Origin of the sequence: Paenibacillus sp. FSL L8-0333 (genome assembly GCF_037965665.1) — a bacterium.
Classification (GTDB): domain Bacteria; phylum Bacillota; class Bacilli; order Paenibacillales; family Paenibacillaceae; genus Paenibacillus_AQ; species Paenibacillus_AQ odorifer.
In genome coordinates, this window is the sequence record NZ_CP150186.1 from 3,378,514 (window position 1) to 3,395,626 (window position 17,113).

Below are 17,113 nucleotides of genomic sequence, written 5' to 3' on the forward strand. Positions count from 1 at the left end.
GGAGATGAGATGAGCTTACTATGAAAATAAATCATTTAATTGCGAACAATATTAACAGATTAGAAACGGTACTGCCAGTGGATGAGTCGTTAGGAATTGCTGGTTTGTCTGGATCTGGTAAAACAACTTTTTGTCAAACGATTGGGGAAGAATCAAAAAAACGTCTCGTTTCCTTATTGCCAAAAGCTGAATACCAGTATTTATTCCCCAATATTATGGAGACTAATTTCAGTGCGATCAAAATGGAAGCAATGCCCCTTGTTCTTTTTCTTGGTAGGTCATCCATATCTTCAAATCCTCGGTCAACCATTGGCACACATACAGGTGTGTTTACTGAAATCCGTGTCACTCTTGCTGAACAATATAATCTCTCTCCAGAGGTTTTTTCATTTAATAATGAATTAGGTTGGTGTCCTGATTGTAAGGGGCGTGGAACTACAAAAAATATCGAGTGTAAAAAGTGTCAAGGAAAACGCTACAATCAAGCAGCTGAACAATATAAAATTGAATTATCGGATCAAGCACAGAGTATTTCCGATCTAAACGACTTTAGCATCGAAACCATTTTTAAACTAGCAGAAAAGCTTAAGATAAGTGAGGGTAAACAACAAATCCTGAAAAATATAATCAATATGAATATTGGTTATTTAACATTAAATCGTATTATGGGTACATTGTCAGGCGGAGAATTAACACGACTTTACTTGGCAGAATTTATGGCAACAAGTGAAAATACCGTGATTATCATTGATGAAATCTCCGTGGGTCTCGATCACCAAACCCTATTGAAGATTTTAGCGGAGATTAAACAATTGGGATATAAAAATCAAATTTGGCTCATTGACCATTCTGACACGGTGCTGGACACAGCGGATAAACACTTGTTCTTTGGACCTGGCAGTGGCAAATATGGCGGGAAAATTGTTGAGGAATCACCACGTCCTGAGCCCATCAATAAAGAACTAAATCAGGCAGCACCTGCAGAATATTATCAATTTCATGATCTTTATTGTCGTAATATTCAAATGGCCGAGATTCAGATTCCCCAAAATAGGCTGGTAACTTTTACAGGTGAGTCCGGATGTGGTAAATCTACGCTGGTTAATGAATGTATGGTCAAAGATTTTCTAAAGCGTTATTCCAAAGATAAGCTGGTGATCGTAGGGCAAGATCGAAATCAGTCGATTACCAGTCGCTCGACCGTTGCCACTTTTCTTGATATTAAAAGGAAACTGACAAAATACAGTGAGGATATTGATGATATTTTTGAGCGCTCGATTGAAGATATTATTGTTGAACTGCCAAATGAGGACATTGCTCATAAAAGACTAAGCTTATTGATCAAGCTTGGACTTGGTTATTTGACGTTGGAGCGAAAAACACAGTCCTTATCCACGGGTGAATTTCAATGTGTCCATTTAGTTTCTGAGCTGTTTGCGGGCTCAAGAAATCCACATACACTTTTTATTTTTGACGAGCCTTCCAAAGGTTTATCACAAAATATTTTAAATCAATTCATTGACAGCATTAGGGACATTTTGCAGGATGAATCTGTCTCCATAATCATGATTGAACATAATTCTTATATGTTAGATAACTCTGATTTTATCGTTGATTTTGGCAAAAGACAGCTTGCACCTGTGGAGCATCTTGATGTTCTCAGTCATGATGATTATTATCGTCAACAAAACAGTGCAGATAGCGTGGCGCCTGCGCACATTTCTTCAACACTCCAGCAACAAAATGGAATTGCCTATTTAAAAGAAGATCAGATCGCCTATTTTAAAAATGCAGAGAACATCTATAAAGGTGGCATATTAAAAAGCTTATCCTCCATGGCCCGCCTGATTTATGGTGAATATGAATCGGATACGATTGCACCTGTCATCGCCATTGATCTGGAACGACACTTGTATAGTCAGTTTACTTTCCTTTATGAAATGGGTGGCTTGATCAACCATATTGTGGCAGCGCATCCCACTAATAAGGATACAAAAAGCTTTGATTTCTATCAATCAGACAATCATTGTCCAAGCTGTAAGGGCCGCCGTGTGATTGAAGAATTTGATTTTGATATTGTACTTCAGGACAAGAACGTCCCCTTTTGGGACGGCTCATTACATCCAGATGCGATGGAGATTCTGAAATTCTATCAATTACCAAAAATAAAATTCATCTTTGATGAGTTAAAGAATGAGCTCGGACAAGATATTAGCAAAAGTTATAATGAGATGACAGAAGCTGAAAAACACACCTTTTTATACGGGTATTGGGAAAAGTCCTTCTATGATAAAGCAGCTAAAGCCTCGAGAACTTGGGAAGGCTTTAATACCATTATCGGGAACTATATGGTCATTTCGAAATCAATTATTAAAGAGCATATTAAAGCGTCCAAAAAAATGATTACTTGTCCAATCTGTCAAGGAACGGTGTTAAATCATCATAAAAAGCTTAAATTCGGCGACACTGATATTCGCGAGCTTATTGGGATGCCCCTTGAACAAGTCATTAGCACCGTTGGTGAATTACAGGTACTAGAAAAAATGAAAGCCATCGTGGGCGGAGATATGGTTTTGACAGAAGAGGTCTCTCTATTACCCAGGGAATCACAAGTCGCTCTAAAAATGCTTGAACTAGAGTTAGGAAGTTTTGCGCAATATGAAATGGTGTTACAAAATGCCTTGCCATTCTGGGACAGCATTAGCAGCAGTATCGAATCCATCAGCAGGAAAAACCGGATTACGATCTGTGATTTTGCCAATATCCACGAAACAAGAGAAAATATCATAGATAAGTGTTTCACTAATGGAAAATATAAAAAGCTGACTTATGTCTATGAAGCGTTTGGTTACAAAAAAATCGTCACCTTAATTAATAAGATTAAAGCAAGCCATCCATGTCCATTCTGTAAAGGAAAAAAAGTTATTTCGGAAGATGGACTTCATGATGGCGTATATAAATTAACGATTCCTTGTGTTAGTTGTTATGCGAGTGGCATCAATGATGAAGGGCGTAAGGAAGTCGTTGAAGGTATAGATGTGCAAACTTGGCTAACGGGTAAAGTAAGTGACGTTGTTTCTAAAAGCTTAAACATTGAGGCTGTAGCTGATATTCCAATTTTCAATCGTATTCGTGAGTTGAATAAACAAGAGATGATGGCAGTTTACCAATTTCTTGAGCAATAGAGTTTAGTTTTCTCAAAAAGACGATATAGAAAAGTAACGCATCGAGTCCATAGACCCGATGCGTTTTTTTACAATTGATTATAAAGCTTACCATCAACAGGTTCTAACCATTCTGTTTCTCCGGGTGAAATGGCTAAGTGAACAAACTAGCTGTCTTTTGTAGCACCATGCCAATGTTTTACGTTCGCTGGAATATTCACAACATCCCCGGTTTGGAGGAATTGAGCTGGTTTGCCTTCTTCTTGATACCAACCCTCACCACCGGTAACTAATAATACTTGTCCGATTTTATGGGAGTGCCAGTTATTGCGAGCTCCCGGGGCAAAGGTTACGTTCCCAATAGGCGCATTCAAAGGTGTCGCGTCAGTATAAATCATCTGCAAGTATGCATCACCTATAAAATTAGCTTCAACCTTTTGTCCGAGTGGAAAGATAGTACTGTTGCTTAGTTGCTCATTAGCCATAATAAAAAACCTCTTTCGTTTAATTTTTATAAATTTCTTTGGCAATATTAAATGCCGACCAAGCTTTAGGCCACCCTACATAAAACGAAATTAACTGCTTCAAAATGAAGTATAGACCTTAAAGTACACTTTAAGGCAAGCCATAAAAATGGATTCATACTCCGACATTTGGTTTTTTATTAGTTTAAGTATATCCTTTGGATAGAAACAAAATTAGAAATGGAGGTGGGGATCATGCCTTATTCCATTGGAGAATTTGCAGAAATCGTCGGTGTTAACAAGAGCACGCTCAGATATTACGAAATGGAAGGATTACTTACTCCACATCGAAGTGACAATAATTTACGCGAATATACAGATCAGGATATAGGTTGGGTTCAATTTTTACTTCATTTAAAAGATTCAGGAATGACGATGGCAGAATTGAAGCAATATACCGAGTGGCGGGCTATGGGGGACGAGACAATTCCTGAACGGAAAAATTTACTTGAACAGCGTAAGCAACAAGTGGAACAAGAAATTAAGGCATTGCAACAAAACTTAGATATACTGAACCGTAAAATTGTATTTTATAATGATCAACTAACGGGGAATAAATACGAATTCGTCCTTTATCACAATGAAAAGATATCACATCAAGAAGAAAAAGTAGATTCCTAACAAGTTAAGAGGCAGATGAACAACCTTTGATAATCAAAAGTTGTTCATCTGCCTCTTGTTCATGATTTTGTCCATTTAGCTGGATTCGTGTCATCCGGAATTACCTGATTGATAATATCTAGATAATGATCAGCTTTCTCTTCCATATATTTGACTTTAAGTTTGGCCTCTTCCAACTGAGCTGCAGCAGCGGCTTTATACTCCATTATGATTTGATAACGATCGTGGATGGTAGAATCGCCTAGTAAACACAAGTCTACATAGCTTTTAATGTCTTCTACTGACATCCCACATTGTTTGAGATATTTTACACCTGTTAGCCAATTAATGGAGTCATCATCAAAAAGACGAATGTTATTTTTGTCCCGTTGTATCGTTGGAACTAAACCCTTATCCGTATAATAACGGATGGTATGTTCAGTCAAACCCAGTAGTTTGGCAACTTCCTTCACAGTATACATTGTAATTCCTCCTTGAAAATGGATGCGAAAAGAACTCAGCATCGCTTGACTTCGTGTTACTCGAACCTGTTAGGCTAATTATTGTAATCTTAATCACAGAACATGTAAATAGGAGGATTTCATATGCAAACAGTAACTCTGAACAATGGTGTAGTGATGCCTATCCTTGGTTTTGGTGTCTATCAAATGAATGATGCTAGCGAATGCGAGCAGAGCGTTTATGAAGCTATTATGGCAGGCTATCGCCTGATTGATACTGCAGCAGCTTACCAAAATGAAGAAGCCGTCGGTAGAGCCATCAAACGCAGTGGTGTACCAAGAGAAGAAATATTTATTACTACTAAACTTTGGATTCAGGATGCCGGTTATGAGCGTACTAAGAAAGCCTTTGCCAAATCGCTCGATCGATTACAAGTGGATTATTTAGATTTATATTTAATTCATCAGCCATTTGGTGATATATATGGTTCCTGGCGTGCTATGGAGGAATTGTACCGTGAGGGTAAGATCAAGGCGATTGGAGTCAGCAATTTTCAAATGGATCGTCTAATTGATTTGATTAGCCACAATGAAATTACACCTGCAATCAACCAGATTGAAACACATCCTTTTCAGCAGCAAATCGAAAGTGCGAATTATATGAAAGAGAAGAATGTGCAGATCGAGTCATGGGGACCTTTTGCGGAAGGACGAAACAACCTTTTCAATAATGAAGTATTAGTTTCTATCGCTGAAAAATATCAGAAATCCGTTGCTCAGGTAGTCTTACGTTGGTTAACCCAAAGAGGCGTGATTGCTATTCCAAAGTCTACGCATAAAGAACGGATCATCGAAAACTTTAATATTTTTGACTTCGAATTAAACCAAAAAGATTTAGAGACAATAGCTACGTTAGATACGAAACAGAGTGTTTTCTTCTCGCATAATGATCCCCAAATCGTAGAAGGACTCGCTAAACATAAATTTGATATTTAACATTTGTATTGCACATCCAAGGGGTGCCCTAAAAGCCATGAAAAGGCTAAGGGGCACCCTTATTATATAAACCAGATCTAACTCCAAAACTTTATTGAGGGGATGATAATTGAGTAATCATATTGCATGATCCGGTCGAGATATTACATTCTCATTTATCCGTTTATTAATTATATTGAAGCTGTATACGTTTAAAAAATCCCAGAGTAAAGGAGAAATTACTTTTGAGAAGAGAACTGAGAAAGGTTTTGACTTTTTTGTTGGTTTTAGTGACAGTGGTTGGCACAGGGATTAGCTTTGATGGTAATATTGTAAACGCTTTCGGACCTAACGTCTTATATGTACCACCAGCAGATTCACCATCCTATGGGGCTTTATCACCTAGGGCAATCCAGCTTAAATATAGTGGCATCAACAATAATAAAATGTATGCTACATTTGAACAAACCTCTAATACCACACCTGTTTTCCCTATTTATGAAAGCGTTGACAATGGTGTCACTTGGAATCAGGTTGGAGAAGTGGAGGATACTCAAAACGGTTGGGGAATGTTAAATTGCCCTGAATTGTTTGAACTCCCCCAATCTATAGGTAACATGCCTGCGGGTACTATGCTTCTTGCAGGAAATTCTGTGCCAAGCAACAAAGCAGCTACCAAGTTGGAATTATATAAAAGCAATGATTTAGGTAGAACATGGACATATGTAAGCACCATTGCTGAAGGTGGACGAAACGATATTGGTTACGATCCCATTTGGGAGCCTTTCTTTTTGGTTCACAACAACAAACTCATTGTTTATTATTCAGATGAACGTGATCCTGCTCATGCCCAGAAGTTAGTTCATCAGACTACGTTGGAGGGCACGAACTGGGGACCTGTGGTAGCTGATGTGGCATTTGCAGACAGTAAATTACGTCCAGGAATGCCTACAATCGCTAAGCTGGGCAATGGTAATTACGCAATGACCTATGAGATGGTCGGATACCCGGGCGTGCCCAATTATTTGAAAATTACAGCAGATCCTGAGAGCTGGAATCCAACTGAAGTAGGAACTCTTGTAGGGTACGGAGGAAGCCCCTATATTTCTGCTTTGGGAGATGGGAGACTCGTATTAAACGTTGCAGGAAAAAAAGAAGTGCTGATCAACTCTTCTAGAGTGGATGCATCCGGCAGCTGGGTTCCATATAATCCACCCGTAGACGCAGGGTATAACCGCCAACTACTGCCGCTTAGCAATGGCCGCTTATTTATCCCACAAGCCGGATTTTTTAGTGGGAAAAACACGGTGAAATACGGTGATATGTCCGTAGGTTACTACAAATTAATTAATGTGAAGAGTGGGAAGGCTTTAGGTGTATTGGAAGGCGGAACTGCGAATGGCAATCCGCTCGTGCAATGGAGCAGTGGGACTAATTCCTTGGATCAATATTGGCTCATTTCCACTGCGGAAAGTGGTTATGCTCCTAACGGTTACAAATCCATTGTGAATGCAAAGAGTGGTAAGGTCGCCGGAATATTAGAAGGATCAACAACTGATGGAGCTAAAGCCGTATTATGGACTGAAAACAATTCCAATGACCAGCAGTGGACTTTACAAGCCTCTGGTAACTACTACAAGATTGTTAATCGTAACAGTGGTCAGACGTTAGGTATAGCGCAGGGTTCTACTGAAGAGGGTGCCCAAGTTATGCAGCAGGCTGATGCAGGCAGCACTGATCAGCTGTGGGAGTTGGTTCCAGATGAAGGACATATTATGGTGGACAGTTATCGATTGGTTAATGAGAGCAGTGGTAAAGTGTTGGGAATCTATCAAGGTTCGATGGCAGATGGAGGGAAGGCGGTTCAGTGGACCAGCGGAATTTCATCATATGACCAAAATTGGTTTGTAGTCAGCACAGCTGATGGTTATACGAAACTGGTCAATACTAATAGTCGTAAAAACCTGGGCATTTTAGGAGGTTCATTAGCTAACGGTGCTCAAAGTGTTCAATGGAATGATAACGGATCGAATGACCAGCAGTGGACTTTGGAACCCTCAGGTGAGTTTTACAATATTATTAATCGTAACAGTGGAAAAGTTCTGGCAGTAGATCAGGGTTCAACGACAGAGGGTGCAAATATTATTCAAGCAAATAATACAGGTTCTGCTAGCCAGCACTGGAAACTAGTCACGAATAGATAAAATATCATGTATCAAAAAGTCATCGGCCTTAAACTAAGGGTGATGGCTTTTTTATCGAAATAAGCCTTGAATGACTAAATCGTCACCTTCAGTGTCACGGGAATGTCACCTTGGAGAGATATACTATTTCCATCGACATATGGAGGGAATTGTGAAGTTATTATGGGAGTGAAATTACGGAAGATCCTTATTATAGGAATTATTTTGTATACACTGTTGATCTTATATTTTTTGTTTTTTGCTTTCAATAGAGTAGAGCATGCATCAAGCCAGTATGAATACACGTTTATGTTGATTCCTGAAAGTGTTCCGCTTCTTTTTCCTGATCTCTTTGACCTATCCTTTTCTTGGGTTTATGACTTTGGGAACATCGCTGCTTTTATTCCTTTTGGCGTATTATTCCCTTTGCTGTATCGTACACATTTTAAGAAGTTTATTTGTTTGTTTATCTTAACAATTTTTGGGCTGGAAACTCTTCAAGCTTTAACTTTTTTAGGTTCCTTTGATGTAGCCGATGTCATCTCCAATACGTTAGGGGCAATGATCGGATTTTGTGCATATAAGATTGGATTTTCCCCGGAAATCACCAGGAGATCGTTTTTTACTTCGACATTATCTGTTGTTGTGCTATTGGTTGGAATCATGGGAATCTCTGAGATCATTGATTTAACTCTGAAGAAAAGTGAAAGACCTGTGCAGGGATTACAAACGTTGGAAAAGCTTACGGGAAGCATGCCTATCACGCATAATCTTCCCAGTTTCACTATCGCTGGTGAAAATATAATACCAAAAATGAATTTATACAGCAGTGAAGGTGAAGAAATTAAAAAATACACCTATACTTTGGGTGATAAAAAAGAGGTATCGTTATATTTCAGCTTTGGATTCCCGGAAAATGAAAATTCTAGCAGTGAACTAATGATTATAGCTGATGGCAACGTGATCCTTCAATCCAGTGAACAATATAGTTCCCAAGCTGAACTCAACAATACGGCATTAGTTACCGTAAAAGAAATAACCTTTATCCTTAAAGGGAATGTGAAGTTATGGGATGTAGGATTTAGTGAAATGAAGCATTGGTGGGAATGAGGAACTAACCCTTCGCTAATTTTATTAACGGAGGGTTTCTTTTGCTGATCGCCTCATATACATATTCCGATATACAGCCGGGGTGAGGTTCTCGTATTTTTTGAAGGTTTTAATGAAATAGCCCGTGTCGCAAAAGCCCAAATCATCACTGACTTGATTGATCGGAGAATCCGTGGATTCCAGCAGTTGCTTAGCCCATTCAATCTTGAGTCTGGCAATGAAGACGGAGAAATTCTCTCCAGTTTCTTTTGTGAAAATACGGCTGAAATAACTGGGGCTGATATGACAAAGCTTAGCCATTTCTTTGAGGCTGAAATTCTCATTTTTATGTGTATAAATGTAATTAAAAGCAGGCTGAAGCACAGAATTCGCTGAGACGAACTTTTGAACACCATTTTTTAATTTGGTCTCAATCAAAGCCTCGGATAACTCCTGTTGTATGGATTGGATTTTTCGGTACGTACGGTCTGATTCGTCCATAGCTTCGGCAGAAGCGGGTTCTTCTATATTGGTGGTCAGAACCTTTTTGTACAAATCCACGGTAGTATGCTTTTGAATGGCTTCCTCCACGATATAGGTACTTAACTGCAGCAGCAGCTCAACACACTTTGTTACTTCATCGTAGGATAAAACAGGCAGTGCCAGGTAATCCTCTTTGAGTGTTTGAAACTTCATGTTCGTCTCCACATTCGGTGGCCGAGAGACAATCTGCTCCAGTTGTGGCGCGTCAGGTTCACGAAGCTTGAGCTGTCCGGCCATAATTGCACCTAGGTATTGATTATCTATAATGATTGGAATCGCGATATCTATAATATTGAAATGACATAAATAAATAAACGGTTTGTTCTGGCGAACCGCTTCAATTCCAGCGCGGGCATCACATTTTTGACAATATTGAGAGAGATGGGAGTCCTGGCGCACACCTTGACAGAAAGGCTGACAATAGCTGTGCTTGGTCACGGGAACACCCTTGTAATCAACAGTAAGAATAGCCATTTTGGTTACAAGAGATAAGGAATCCTGGAGCTTTTCCCATTTCTTCAAATCAATAATTTCTTCTAGATTGAACCGGGATTTTGACATCACAAAATTCTCCTATGTAAGTTATAGAATCTTAATGAACATTATACAGAATAATTCAACACAATGACATGAAAGTTCGATTTTTCACGATTATGACAAAAAAATACGATAAGAAAACGCTTTAATAAGCTTTTATTGTTTCATGTTTCTTAAATTAGAGCAATCTATAATGATAACTATAAACAACTGAGGAGGAACGAAAAATGAGAAGAGCATTTATCAGTCCGACGAAATATGTACAAGGTGAGAATGAATTATTGAACTTAGGTTACTTCGTAAAAACCTTTGGTGATTCTGCTTTGTTAATTGCCCATCCAGATGATGTAACACGTGTGAAAGACAAACTGGAGTCAACTAAACAGAAATTTAATATAACTCTTGTTGAAAGCGGCTTCCACGGGGAATGCTCAAGACAAGAAGTCGCCAGATTACAAGCGCTAGCCAAGGAGCATCAATGTGCATGTACGATTGGCTTGGGTGGAGGTAAGGCGATTGATACGGCAAAATGTGTAGCTGAAGGAGAAGCACTGATTATCGTTCCAACGATAGCAGCAACTGATGCTCCGACAAGCCACTCAGCGGTGCTCTATACTCCGGAAGGTGAATTTGATGATTATGCTTATTTCAAGCAAAGCCCGAGTGTAGTCATGATTGATACAACAGTTATTGCCAATGCACCTACAAGATTTCTTGTGGCAGGCATGGGAGATGCACTTTCAACCTATTTTGAAGCAAGAGCTACTGCAAATTCGTATTCCAATGTGAATGCAGGTTTACCTTGCGGAGTTCGTGAAGGGGTTTGCGGTGAAGCTAAAGGGACAGTAACAGCGCTGGGACTTGCAAAGCTCTGTTATGAGACATTGCTTGAGAATGGATTCAAGGCGAAGCAGGCTTGCGATCTGAATATCGTAACCCCAGCTTTGGAGAATATAATCGAGACGAATATTCTTTTATCGGGTCTTGGGTTTGAAAGCGGTGGTTTGGCAGCGATTCATGCGATTCATAATGGGTTAACTGCTTTGGAAGGAACTCATCATTATTATCATGGTGAAAAGGTAGCCTTCAGCACGATTGCTCAACTGGTTCTTGAAAACGCAGACCGGACTGAATTAAAAGAAGTGTTGGACTTCTGTCTTTCGATTGGTCTCCCAGTTTGCTTAGCGGATATTGGTGTTGAGCATGTAACCTATGAGGAACTGCTTGAGGTTGCTAAAAAAGCTTGCATTGCTGAGGAATCTATCCATTCGATGCCGTTCCCAATTACGGAGGATGCGGTTGCATCAGCAATTATGGCAGCCGATCAATTAGGCCGTCAATATAAATCAAGTAAGGAGCTTTAAGATGAAAAAAATCATAAACAAGCCGGAGACTCTGGTTAGGGAAATGTGTAACGGGCTTGTCTTGGCGCATCCCGAGCTGGATTTCGATCCTAAATTCAAAGTGATTTCTAAAAAAGAGATTAATCAAGATAAAGTTACCCTGATCAGTGGTGGCGGAAGCGGGCATGAGCCGGCTCATGCCGGGTTTGTAGGAACCGGGATGCTGGATGCAGCTGTATGCGGTGATGTGTTTGCTTCTCCATCCCAAATTCAGGTTTATCAAGCGATTCGCCGCACAGCCAGCACCAAAGGTTCGCTGCTTATTATCAAGAATTATAGCGGTGACATCATGAACTTTAAAAATGCGGCCCATCTAGCAACTGAAGACGGCATCGAAGTGGATTATGTCAAAGTAGACGACGACATTGCCGTTGAAGACAGCCTTTATACAGTAGGGAGAAGAGGCGTAGCCGGAACAGTGCTTGTTCATAAGGTAGCCGGAGCAGCAGCAGAAGCTGGATTGTCCTTAGCGGAAGTGAAAGAAGCGGCGCAACATACAATTGATCATGTGCGCAGCATAGGCTTCGCCTATACCTCTTGCACCGTGCCTGCCAAAGGTACTCCGACATTTCATATTGAAGAGAACGAGATGGAATACGGGGTTGGCATCCATGGAGAACCTGGAATACGCAGGGAGAAAATTGTACCCGCAGATGAATTAGCACAGCGAATGGTTACCTCTTTGCTAGACAACTTCCAAATGAATGATCAGAAGCAGGAGGAAGTAGCCGTATTAATTAATGGATTTGGCGGCACCCCGCTGCAAGAGTTATATTTGCTGAACAATTCTGTCATCCGCGAATTAACCGCTAAGAATAAACAAGTGTTTAAAGTGTTTGTTGGTAACTACATGACCAGCATTGACATGGCAGGTGCATCGGTGACGATAATGAAGCTGGATGAGACGCTAAAGAAATGGTTATCTGCGCCTTGTGATACACCAGCCTTGTCGATTAAAGGCCCTTTTGAGCCTGTGAACTATACTGAAGTAATCCAAGAAGAGAAAGCAGACAGCAATGTATCCTTTAAGAATAATACGGATGCTGCTGCAGCGGTGATTAAGAACAATCGGTTTACTTTGCAAAATATCGTCTATCTGCTCGATCAAATGAGCCAGGTCATTATTGAGAATGAAGTTCCGTTCTGTGAGCTTGACTCCCACGCTGGAGACGGTGATTTCGGGATGAGTGTAGCTAAGGGCTTTAAACAGCTGAAAGTCGAGTGGGAGGATATTTTAGCTCATCATCTCACTAATATCGGTGAGTTCCTTGACGCCTGTTCCATGGTCATTATGGAATATTGCGGTGGAGCATCCGGACCGATCTGGGGATCAGGCTTCCGCGCAGCGAGCAAAAATGTTCAGCAGAAGGAAGAGCTGACCATTCAGGAGTTTGCTGATATGATGCAAGCTGTTGTCAAAGGGATTCAAGATACGGGTGAAAGATCTTTTGGCAGAGGGGCTGTCGTCGGAGACAAGACATTGATTGATGCGCTTGTACCGTTTGCAGATGCCTGGACCCAAAGTGCAGAGCAAGGCGATGATATTAAAGTGGCGGCAAGTAAAGCAGCGGAAGCAGCTGTCCAAGGGTCAAAAAATACTATAGAAATCGTTGCCCGTATGGGAAGAGCCGGCACAGTAGGGGAACGCAGCATCGGTTATCCAGATGCGGGTGCTCATGCGCTTGGGGTTATTTTCACAGAGCTGGCAAAAGCAATGAAATAAGAACTACACATAAACCTGAATCCGAGGGATATCTACTCATGGGGTCTACTAATGAATTTTTCGGATTCAGGTTATTTTTTTTGCCCATTTTGTGTTACACATTTTGATTTGATACTTTTTTTGGGGGGAGACCAGATGAAAAAGTTTCTGTCTACGAGATTAGCATTGAAATTTTTATGTGTCGCTTTATCCATGGTTTTGATCAGCTGTGTGGGAGCTTCTTTCTTGCAAACAGATTTCGGCGAGGTCCAGATTAGTAAGTTTAAGATTCCGTCCGATAATGGTACTTGGATAGAGGGAAACCTGTTCAGGCCTGTCTCAGCAAATGCAGAGCATAAAGTTCCACTCGTCATTACTAGTCACGGTTTTTTAAATAATAAAGAGATGCAGGATAGTACCGCAATCGAACTTTCCCGTCGGGGAATTGCTGTGATTGCAATGGATTTCTTATGGCACGGAGGCTCGAGCTCTCCTGATATGCCATTTTTCCCAACGATAATGTCAGAGAATAATGGGATGATTCCTCTAGTGGAATATGCATCATCCAGTCTTGATTATGTAGACTCTACAAAAATTGGCATTAGTGGTCATTCTATGGGTGGAATGATTACCTGGAGTACACTCCAGTATTATGGCCAACTTTATTTGGCAGAGCTCGAAGCGGCGAAAGATCCCTCTTCAGAAGAAGGCGCAATTATTACGGTAAGTGAAGAAGCCAAGGCTGAAGCTTTGAATAAAGTTGCATCCGCTTTCATTGTTTCTCAGGTCGAACAGTCTACCGATGAGACTTTTCAAAACATCCATGCCAATGTAGGCATCAATGTAGGCAAATATGATGAAGGCGGATCCGGATTTGCGAGAGGGAATGCTGATCTTTCGGGCGATGCCCCAGAATCACTAGCTGCTATAAATTCAGTAATGCCGGAGAATCAAAAGATAAACGCTGTGGAAATCGGCAAATATTACGGTAATGCAGCTGATCAAACCTTGCGCGTCGTGTACAATCCAGCGGAGATCCACCCTTGGCAACACTTTTCGGTGGCGAGCACTGGTTATTTAGTTGACTTTTTTACGAAAGCGTTTCAAATCAATAATCCGTTATCTGCCGGCAACCAATTATGGTTATGGAAAGAGATCTTTAACTTTATCGGCTTGTTAGGATCCTTTTTATTTATTGTCCCCTTTGCGGTATTGCTCCTCAAGCTTCCTTGTTTCAATAGTCTAATTCAACCTACTCCTGCCAAGTTACCGGAGCCTAAGACCAGAAAAAGCAAGATTCTTTTTTGGGGCTCTTGGATAATGAGTTGGGTAATTTCCGCAATATCATACCTTCCGATCAGTCGCTGGTGTATTATAGCTGGACAGAATATCCTTCAGCCTCGTAGTTTATTTCCACAAACCGCCATGAACTTTATTTTAATCTGGGCGATCTTTAACGGCCTTGTGGGTCTATTGTTATTCTGGCTAACCACTCGTTTATCAGGAAAAAATTATAATGAGCACTCTGAAAGCTGGGGAATAAAAACAAATTTGAAAGAACTGCTGAAGACTTTTGCACTTGCGGTATGTATATTCACTGGATTCTATGCTTTGGTTGCATTTGCAGATTATTTCTTTCAGACAGACTTCCGCTTATGGGTACTGGCAATTAAAGTATTCACTCCGAATCAATTATTAATTGGCTTACGTTATATGCTTTTCTTCTTTATATTTTATGTTGCACAGTCAATTGCCGTGAACTCTACCACCCCAGTTGAAGGGCAGAAAGAATGGAGGGATCTGCTCATTAGCGGGACAGGCGGTGTGCTTGGAATTCTAGTGCTCATTGGGGTACAATACGGAACGTTATTTTCAACAGGCGTAACTTTTTGGCAAAATCAAGATTGGCTCAGAATACTAGTCCTTTTCCCTCTCGTTTTCCAGCTTTTTATTGCAGCTTATATTTCGCGTTACCTCTTTAAGTGCACAGGAAAAATATGGCTGGGAGCCATGGTGAATTGTATGATTATAGTGATGATGGGCGCAGCCAATACATTTACATTTTGAGAGATGCTATAATCTATTCTTCTACGAAGAATATGCCTACGGCGTAAGAGGTTTAGATAGAAAAAACGTACTGCAGCTAATGCAGTACGTTTTTAGATTAAATAATAAATTCAACGATGTATTGTTGGCAAATGAGTTCATATCCCAGCGATTGATATAGAGAAATGGCTCCTACATTCTCCTCAAAAACATTCAAATATACGTTAGCTGAAATGGCATGTCCTTGGCGTGTTAGCTCTGCACAGACTTTTTTTCCATATCCATTTCTTCTCCAGGCCACATCTGTTCCGATATTTCCTAGTTCAACGTAATCCTCACTATATATGTGGTATCCTCCTACAGCAATCAGCTCGTCTTGTGCCATCACACCATAGAACGGATTCTGTAATTCTTCTTTTGAAAAAGCCATGGTTTGCAGCTCGTTCATCTTTGCTTCAATTCGCTGGAAATGAGCAGGTCCTAAGTGCATAACATGCTTGTCCGCTGTTGGTAGAACATCTTCATGAATATGTTTCATTAGAAGCAATTTTTGGGGAGGGCTGTAGAACTCAAGCTGAGAAGCAAAGACCTGCAGCTCTTGTTCGTTAATAATAAAGCTACCCACCGCATGGTTATGTAGATGTAATTCATCTTTCATGAACGCCAACATTGAGCTGAGACAAAAGGACTGCTGAACTGGATATACAGAAAAAGCATTAAACGGAAGGCCACTTAAAAAGGCTAATACTCCAAGCAACTCGCCCTGGTCAGAATACTGACCGTAATGCACTGTGTTTTGTCTGCGAAAAGTAAGGTATGAATAATATAAAAAATGCTGTTCCTTATTAATCGAGCTTAAAATAACATCCAACTCTGCTGCTGTTAATTTTCTATACATATACGACCTGCCTCCATTAACAATTGCTGTTGCTATTTCCTCTTGCCGAATTAGCACAACCTTTTCTAATATATCATAAATCAGAACTTTAATTGCTTTATTGCTGGGTTGAGCCAAGTATGATACTATTGTCCCCTTAGAAACATAAAATGAGATATGAAGGTTTTCTTGAGAGGATGATATATATTAAGGCAATCTTAGTTCGGTACTTCGGAAATCCGCAAGATCGAACCGCCATGTTCAACGCCGCTTCCCTAGTCATCAATGCTTTTATTGGTATAGGCAAATTAATTCTTGGGTTATATCTATTGTCCGGATGGTTCATCACAAATGCACTTTATTATCTGATTCTTTGTATAGCCAAAGGACAGGTGCTTCATAAATATACATTAGCTAAAAAAGTCAGTTCACCACAGAAAAGGTATTCCATGGAGCTTTATGTTTATAAGCGTGGCGGTGTTTTTCTTTGTCTTCTAGGTGTTTCTTATCTGTTGGTCTGCCTGCGGATTTATCTAGTCGGGGACGCTTTGGTTTATGAAGGTTACATTGTATATCTGGTAGCACTGATCGCTTTTACAAAACTTGGTTTTGCCATTCATGGAAACATTGTTAACCGTCATCTCAACAATCCCATTATATCAACATTAAAAATGATTAGCTTTACTGATGCCGTAGTCTCCATTGTTGTCACTCAAATGGCTGTGCTTACGATGAAAGGCTCACCTCAGGCATTAAACGCCAGTGCGTTGTTTGGCATGGGGTGTAGTGTTTTATTTTGTCTGGGGGGGATCTGGATGATGCTCCGTAAGACAAAGGCTCCAATGAAGGAAGTAGAATTAATTAAAAATTAGATGATATTATAACTTCCCCTTATCCTTTAGGATGAGGGGATATTTGTATTTTTATGTCATATTATCAGCGTTGAATGCCGAAGCTTATAGAAAATTATATTTTTATGCAACCTAAACACTTCTTTTCCTACTTTATA

Annotated in this window: 12 protein-coding genes and 1 pseudogene; 9 read left to right on the forward strand and 4 right to left on the reverse strand. The window is 40.2% G+C overall.

The genetic code is table 11. From position 1 onward, the window contains the following. The first annotated feature begins 20 nt into the window (after nucleotides 1-20). Entirely contained in the window at nucleotides 21-3,185 is a 3,165-nt protein-coding gene (locus NYE72_RS15115; RefSeq protein ID WP_339212023.1) for an ATP-binding cassette domain-containing protein, read from the forward strand. A gap of 68 nt (nucleotides 3,186-3,253) precedes the next feature. Here the strand turns inward: NYE72_RS15115 and NYE72_RS15120 are convergent. Next, nucleotides 3,254-3,649, reverse strand: a pseudogene (locus NYE72_RS15120) (cupin domain-containing protein). A 234-nt stretch (nucleotides 3,650-3,883) separates the two neighbouring features. On the opposite strand from NYE72_RS15120, the gene NYE72_RS15125 reads away from it, so the two are divergent. Continuing rightward, nucleotides 3,884-4,309: a MerR family transcriptional regulator gene (locus tag NYE72_RS15125; protein ID WP_076099242.1), complete on the forward strand. Its 426-nt coding sequence runs from the start codon at nucleotides 3,884-3,886 to the stop codon at nucleotides 4,307-4,309. 59 nt (nucleotides 4,310-4,368) lie between these two features. Here the strand turns inward: NYE72_RS15125 and NYE72_RS15130 are convergent, their stop codons facing one another. Beyond that, nucleotides 4,369-4,770: a MerR family transcriptional regulator gene (locus NYE72_RS15130; protein WP_339212025.1), complete on the reverse strand. Its 402-nt coding sequence runs from the start codon at nucleotides 4,768-4,770 to the stop codon at nucleotides 4,369-4,371. Between the two features lie 123 nt (nucleotides 4,771-4,893). Here NYE72_RS15130 and NYE72_RS15135 point away from each other — a divergent pair, with 123 nt between their 5' ends. From NYE72_RS15135 to NYE72_RS15145, 3 genes are all read left to right on the forward strand, one after another. Beyond that, nucleotides 4,894-5,745, forward strand: coding sequence for an aldo/keto reductase (locus tag NYE72_RS15135; RefSeq protein WP_339212027.1), 852 nt, complete (start codon nucleotides 4,894-4,896; stop codon nucleotides 5,743-5,745). Nucleotides 5,746-5,969: 224 nt separating this feature from the next. Further along, on the forward strand, nucleotides 5,970-7,928 hold the full coding sequence (locus NYE72_RS15140; RefSeq protein ID WP_076144130.1) for an RICIN domain-containing protein: 1,959 nt from the start codon (nucleotides 5,970-5,972) through the stop codon (nucleotides 7,926-7,928). A 162-nt stretch (nucleotides 7,929-8,090) separates the two neighbouring features. Next, nucleotides 8,091-9,017, forward strand: coding sequence for a VanZ family protein (locus NYE72_RS15145; RefSeq protein ID WP_076144129.1), 927 nt, complete (start codon nucleotides 8,091-8,093; stop codon nucleotides 9,015-9,017). Between the two features lie 24 nt (nucleotides 9,018-9,041). Here the strand turns inward: NYE72_RS15145 and NYE72_RS15150 are convergent, their stop codons facing one another. Continuing rightward, the gene (locus NYE72_RS15150; protein WP_076144127.1) at nucleotides 9,042-10,100 is read right to left on the reverse strand and encodes a PocR ligand-binding domain-containing protein; all 1,059 of its coding nucleotides are present in this window, start codon (nucleotides 10,098-10,100) and stop codon (nucleotides 9,042-9,044) included. Nucleotides 10,101-10,303: 203 nt separating this feature from the next. On the opposite strand from NYE72_RS15150, the gene NYE72_RS15155 reads away from it, so the two are divergent. The 3 genes from NYE72_RS15155 to NYE72_RS15165 are packed head-to-tail and all read left to right on the forward strand — an operon-like array spanning nucleotide 10,304 to nucleotide 15,248. Further along, the gene (locus NYE72_RS15155; protein WP_076099237.1) at nucleotides 10,304-11,440 is read left to right on the forward strand and encodes a glycerol dehydrogenase; all 1,137 of its coding nucleotides are present in this window, start codon (nucleotides 10,304-10,306) and stop codon (nucleotides 11,438-11,440) included. Nucleotide 11,441: 1 nt separating this feature from the next. Next, nucleotides 11,442-13,202, forward strand: coding sequence for a dihydroxyacetone kinase subunit DhaK (gene dhaK, locus NYE72_RS15160; protein WP_076099236.1), 1,761 nt, complete (start codon nucleotides 11,442-11,444; stop codon nucleotides 13,200-13,202). Nucleotides 13,203-13,253: 51 nt separating this feature from the next. Continuing rightward, a complete protein-coding gene (locus NYE72_RS15165) occupies nucleotides 13,254-15,248 on the forward strand; it encodes an alpha/beta fold hydrolase (RefSeq protein ID WP_339212028.1) in 1,995 nt (664 codons plus the stop codon). A 97-nt stretch (nucleotides 15,249-15,345) separates the two neighbouring features. Here NYE72_RS15165 and NYE72_RS15170 read toward each other — a convergent pair whose 3' ends face one another. Beyond that, entirely contained in the window at nucleotides 15,346-16,125 is a 780-nt protein-coding gene (locus NYE72_RS15170; RefSeq protein ID WP_036677469.1) for a GNAT family N-acetyltransferase, read from the reverse strand. A gap of 176 nt (nucleotides 16,126-16,301) precedes the next feature. Between NYE72_RS15170 and NYE72_RS15175 the strand changes: the two genes are divergently transcribed. Next, nucleotides 16,302-16,976 carry a hypothetical protein gene (locus NYE72_RS15175; protein WP_339212030.1) on the forward strand — a complete coding sequence of 225 codons (675 nt, stop codon included), beginning with the start codon at nucleotides 16,302-16,304 and terminating at the stop codon, nucleotides 16,974-16,976. Nucleotides 16,977-17,113 lie beyond the last annotated feature (137 nt).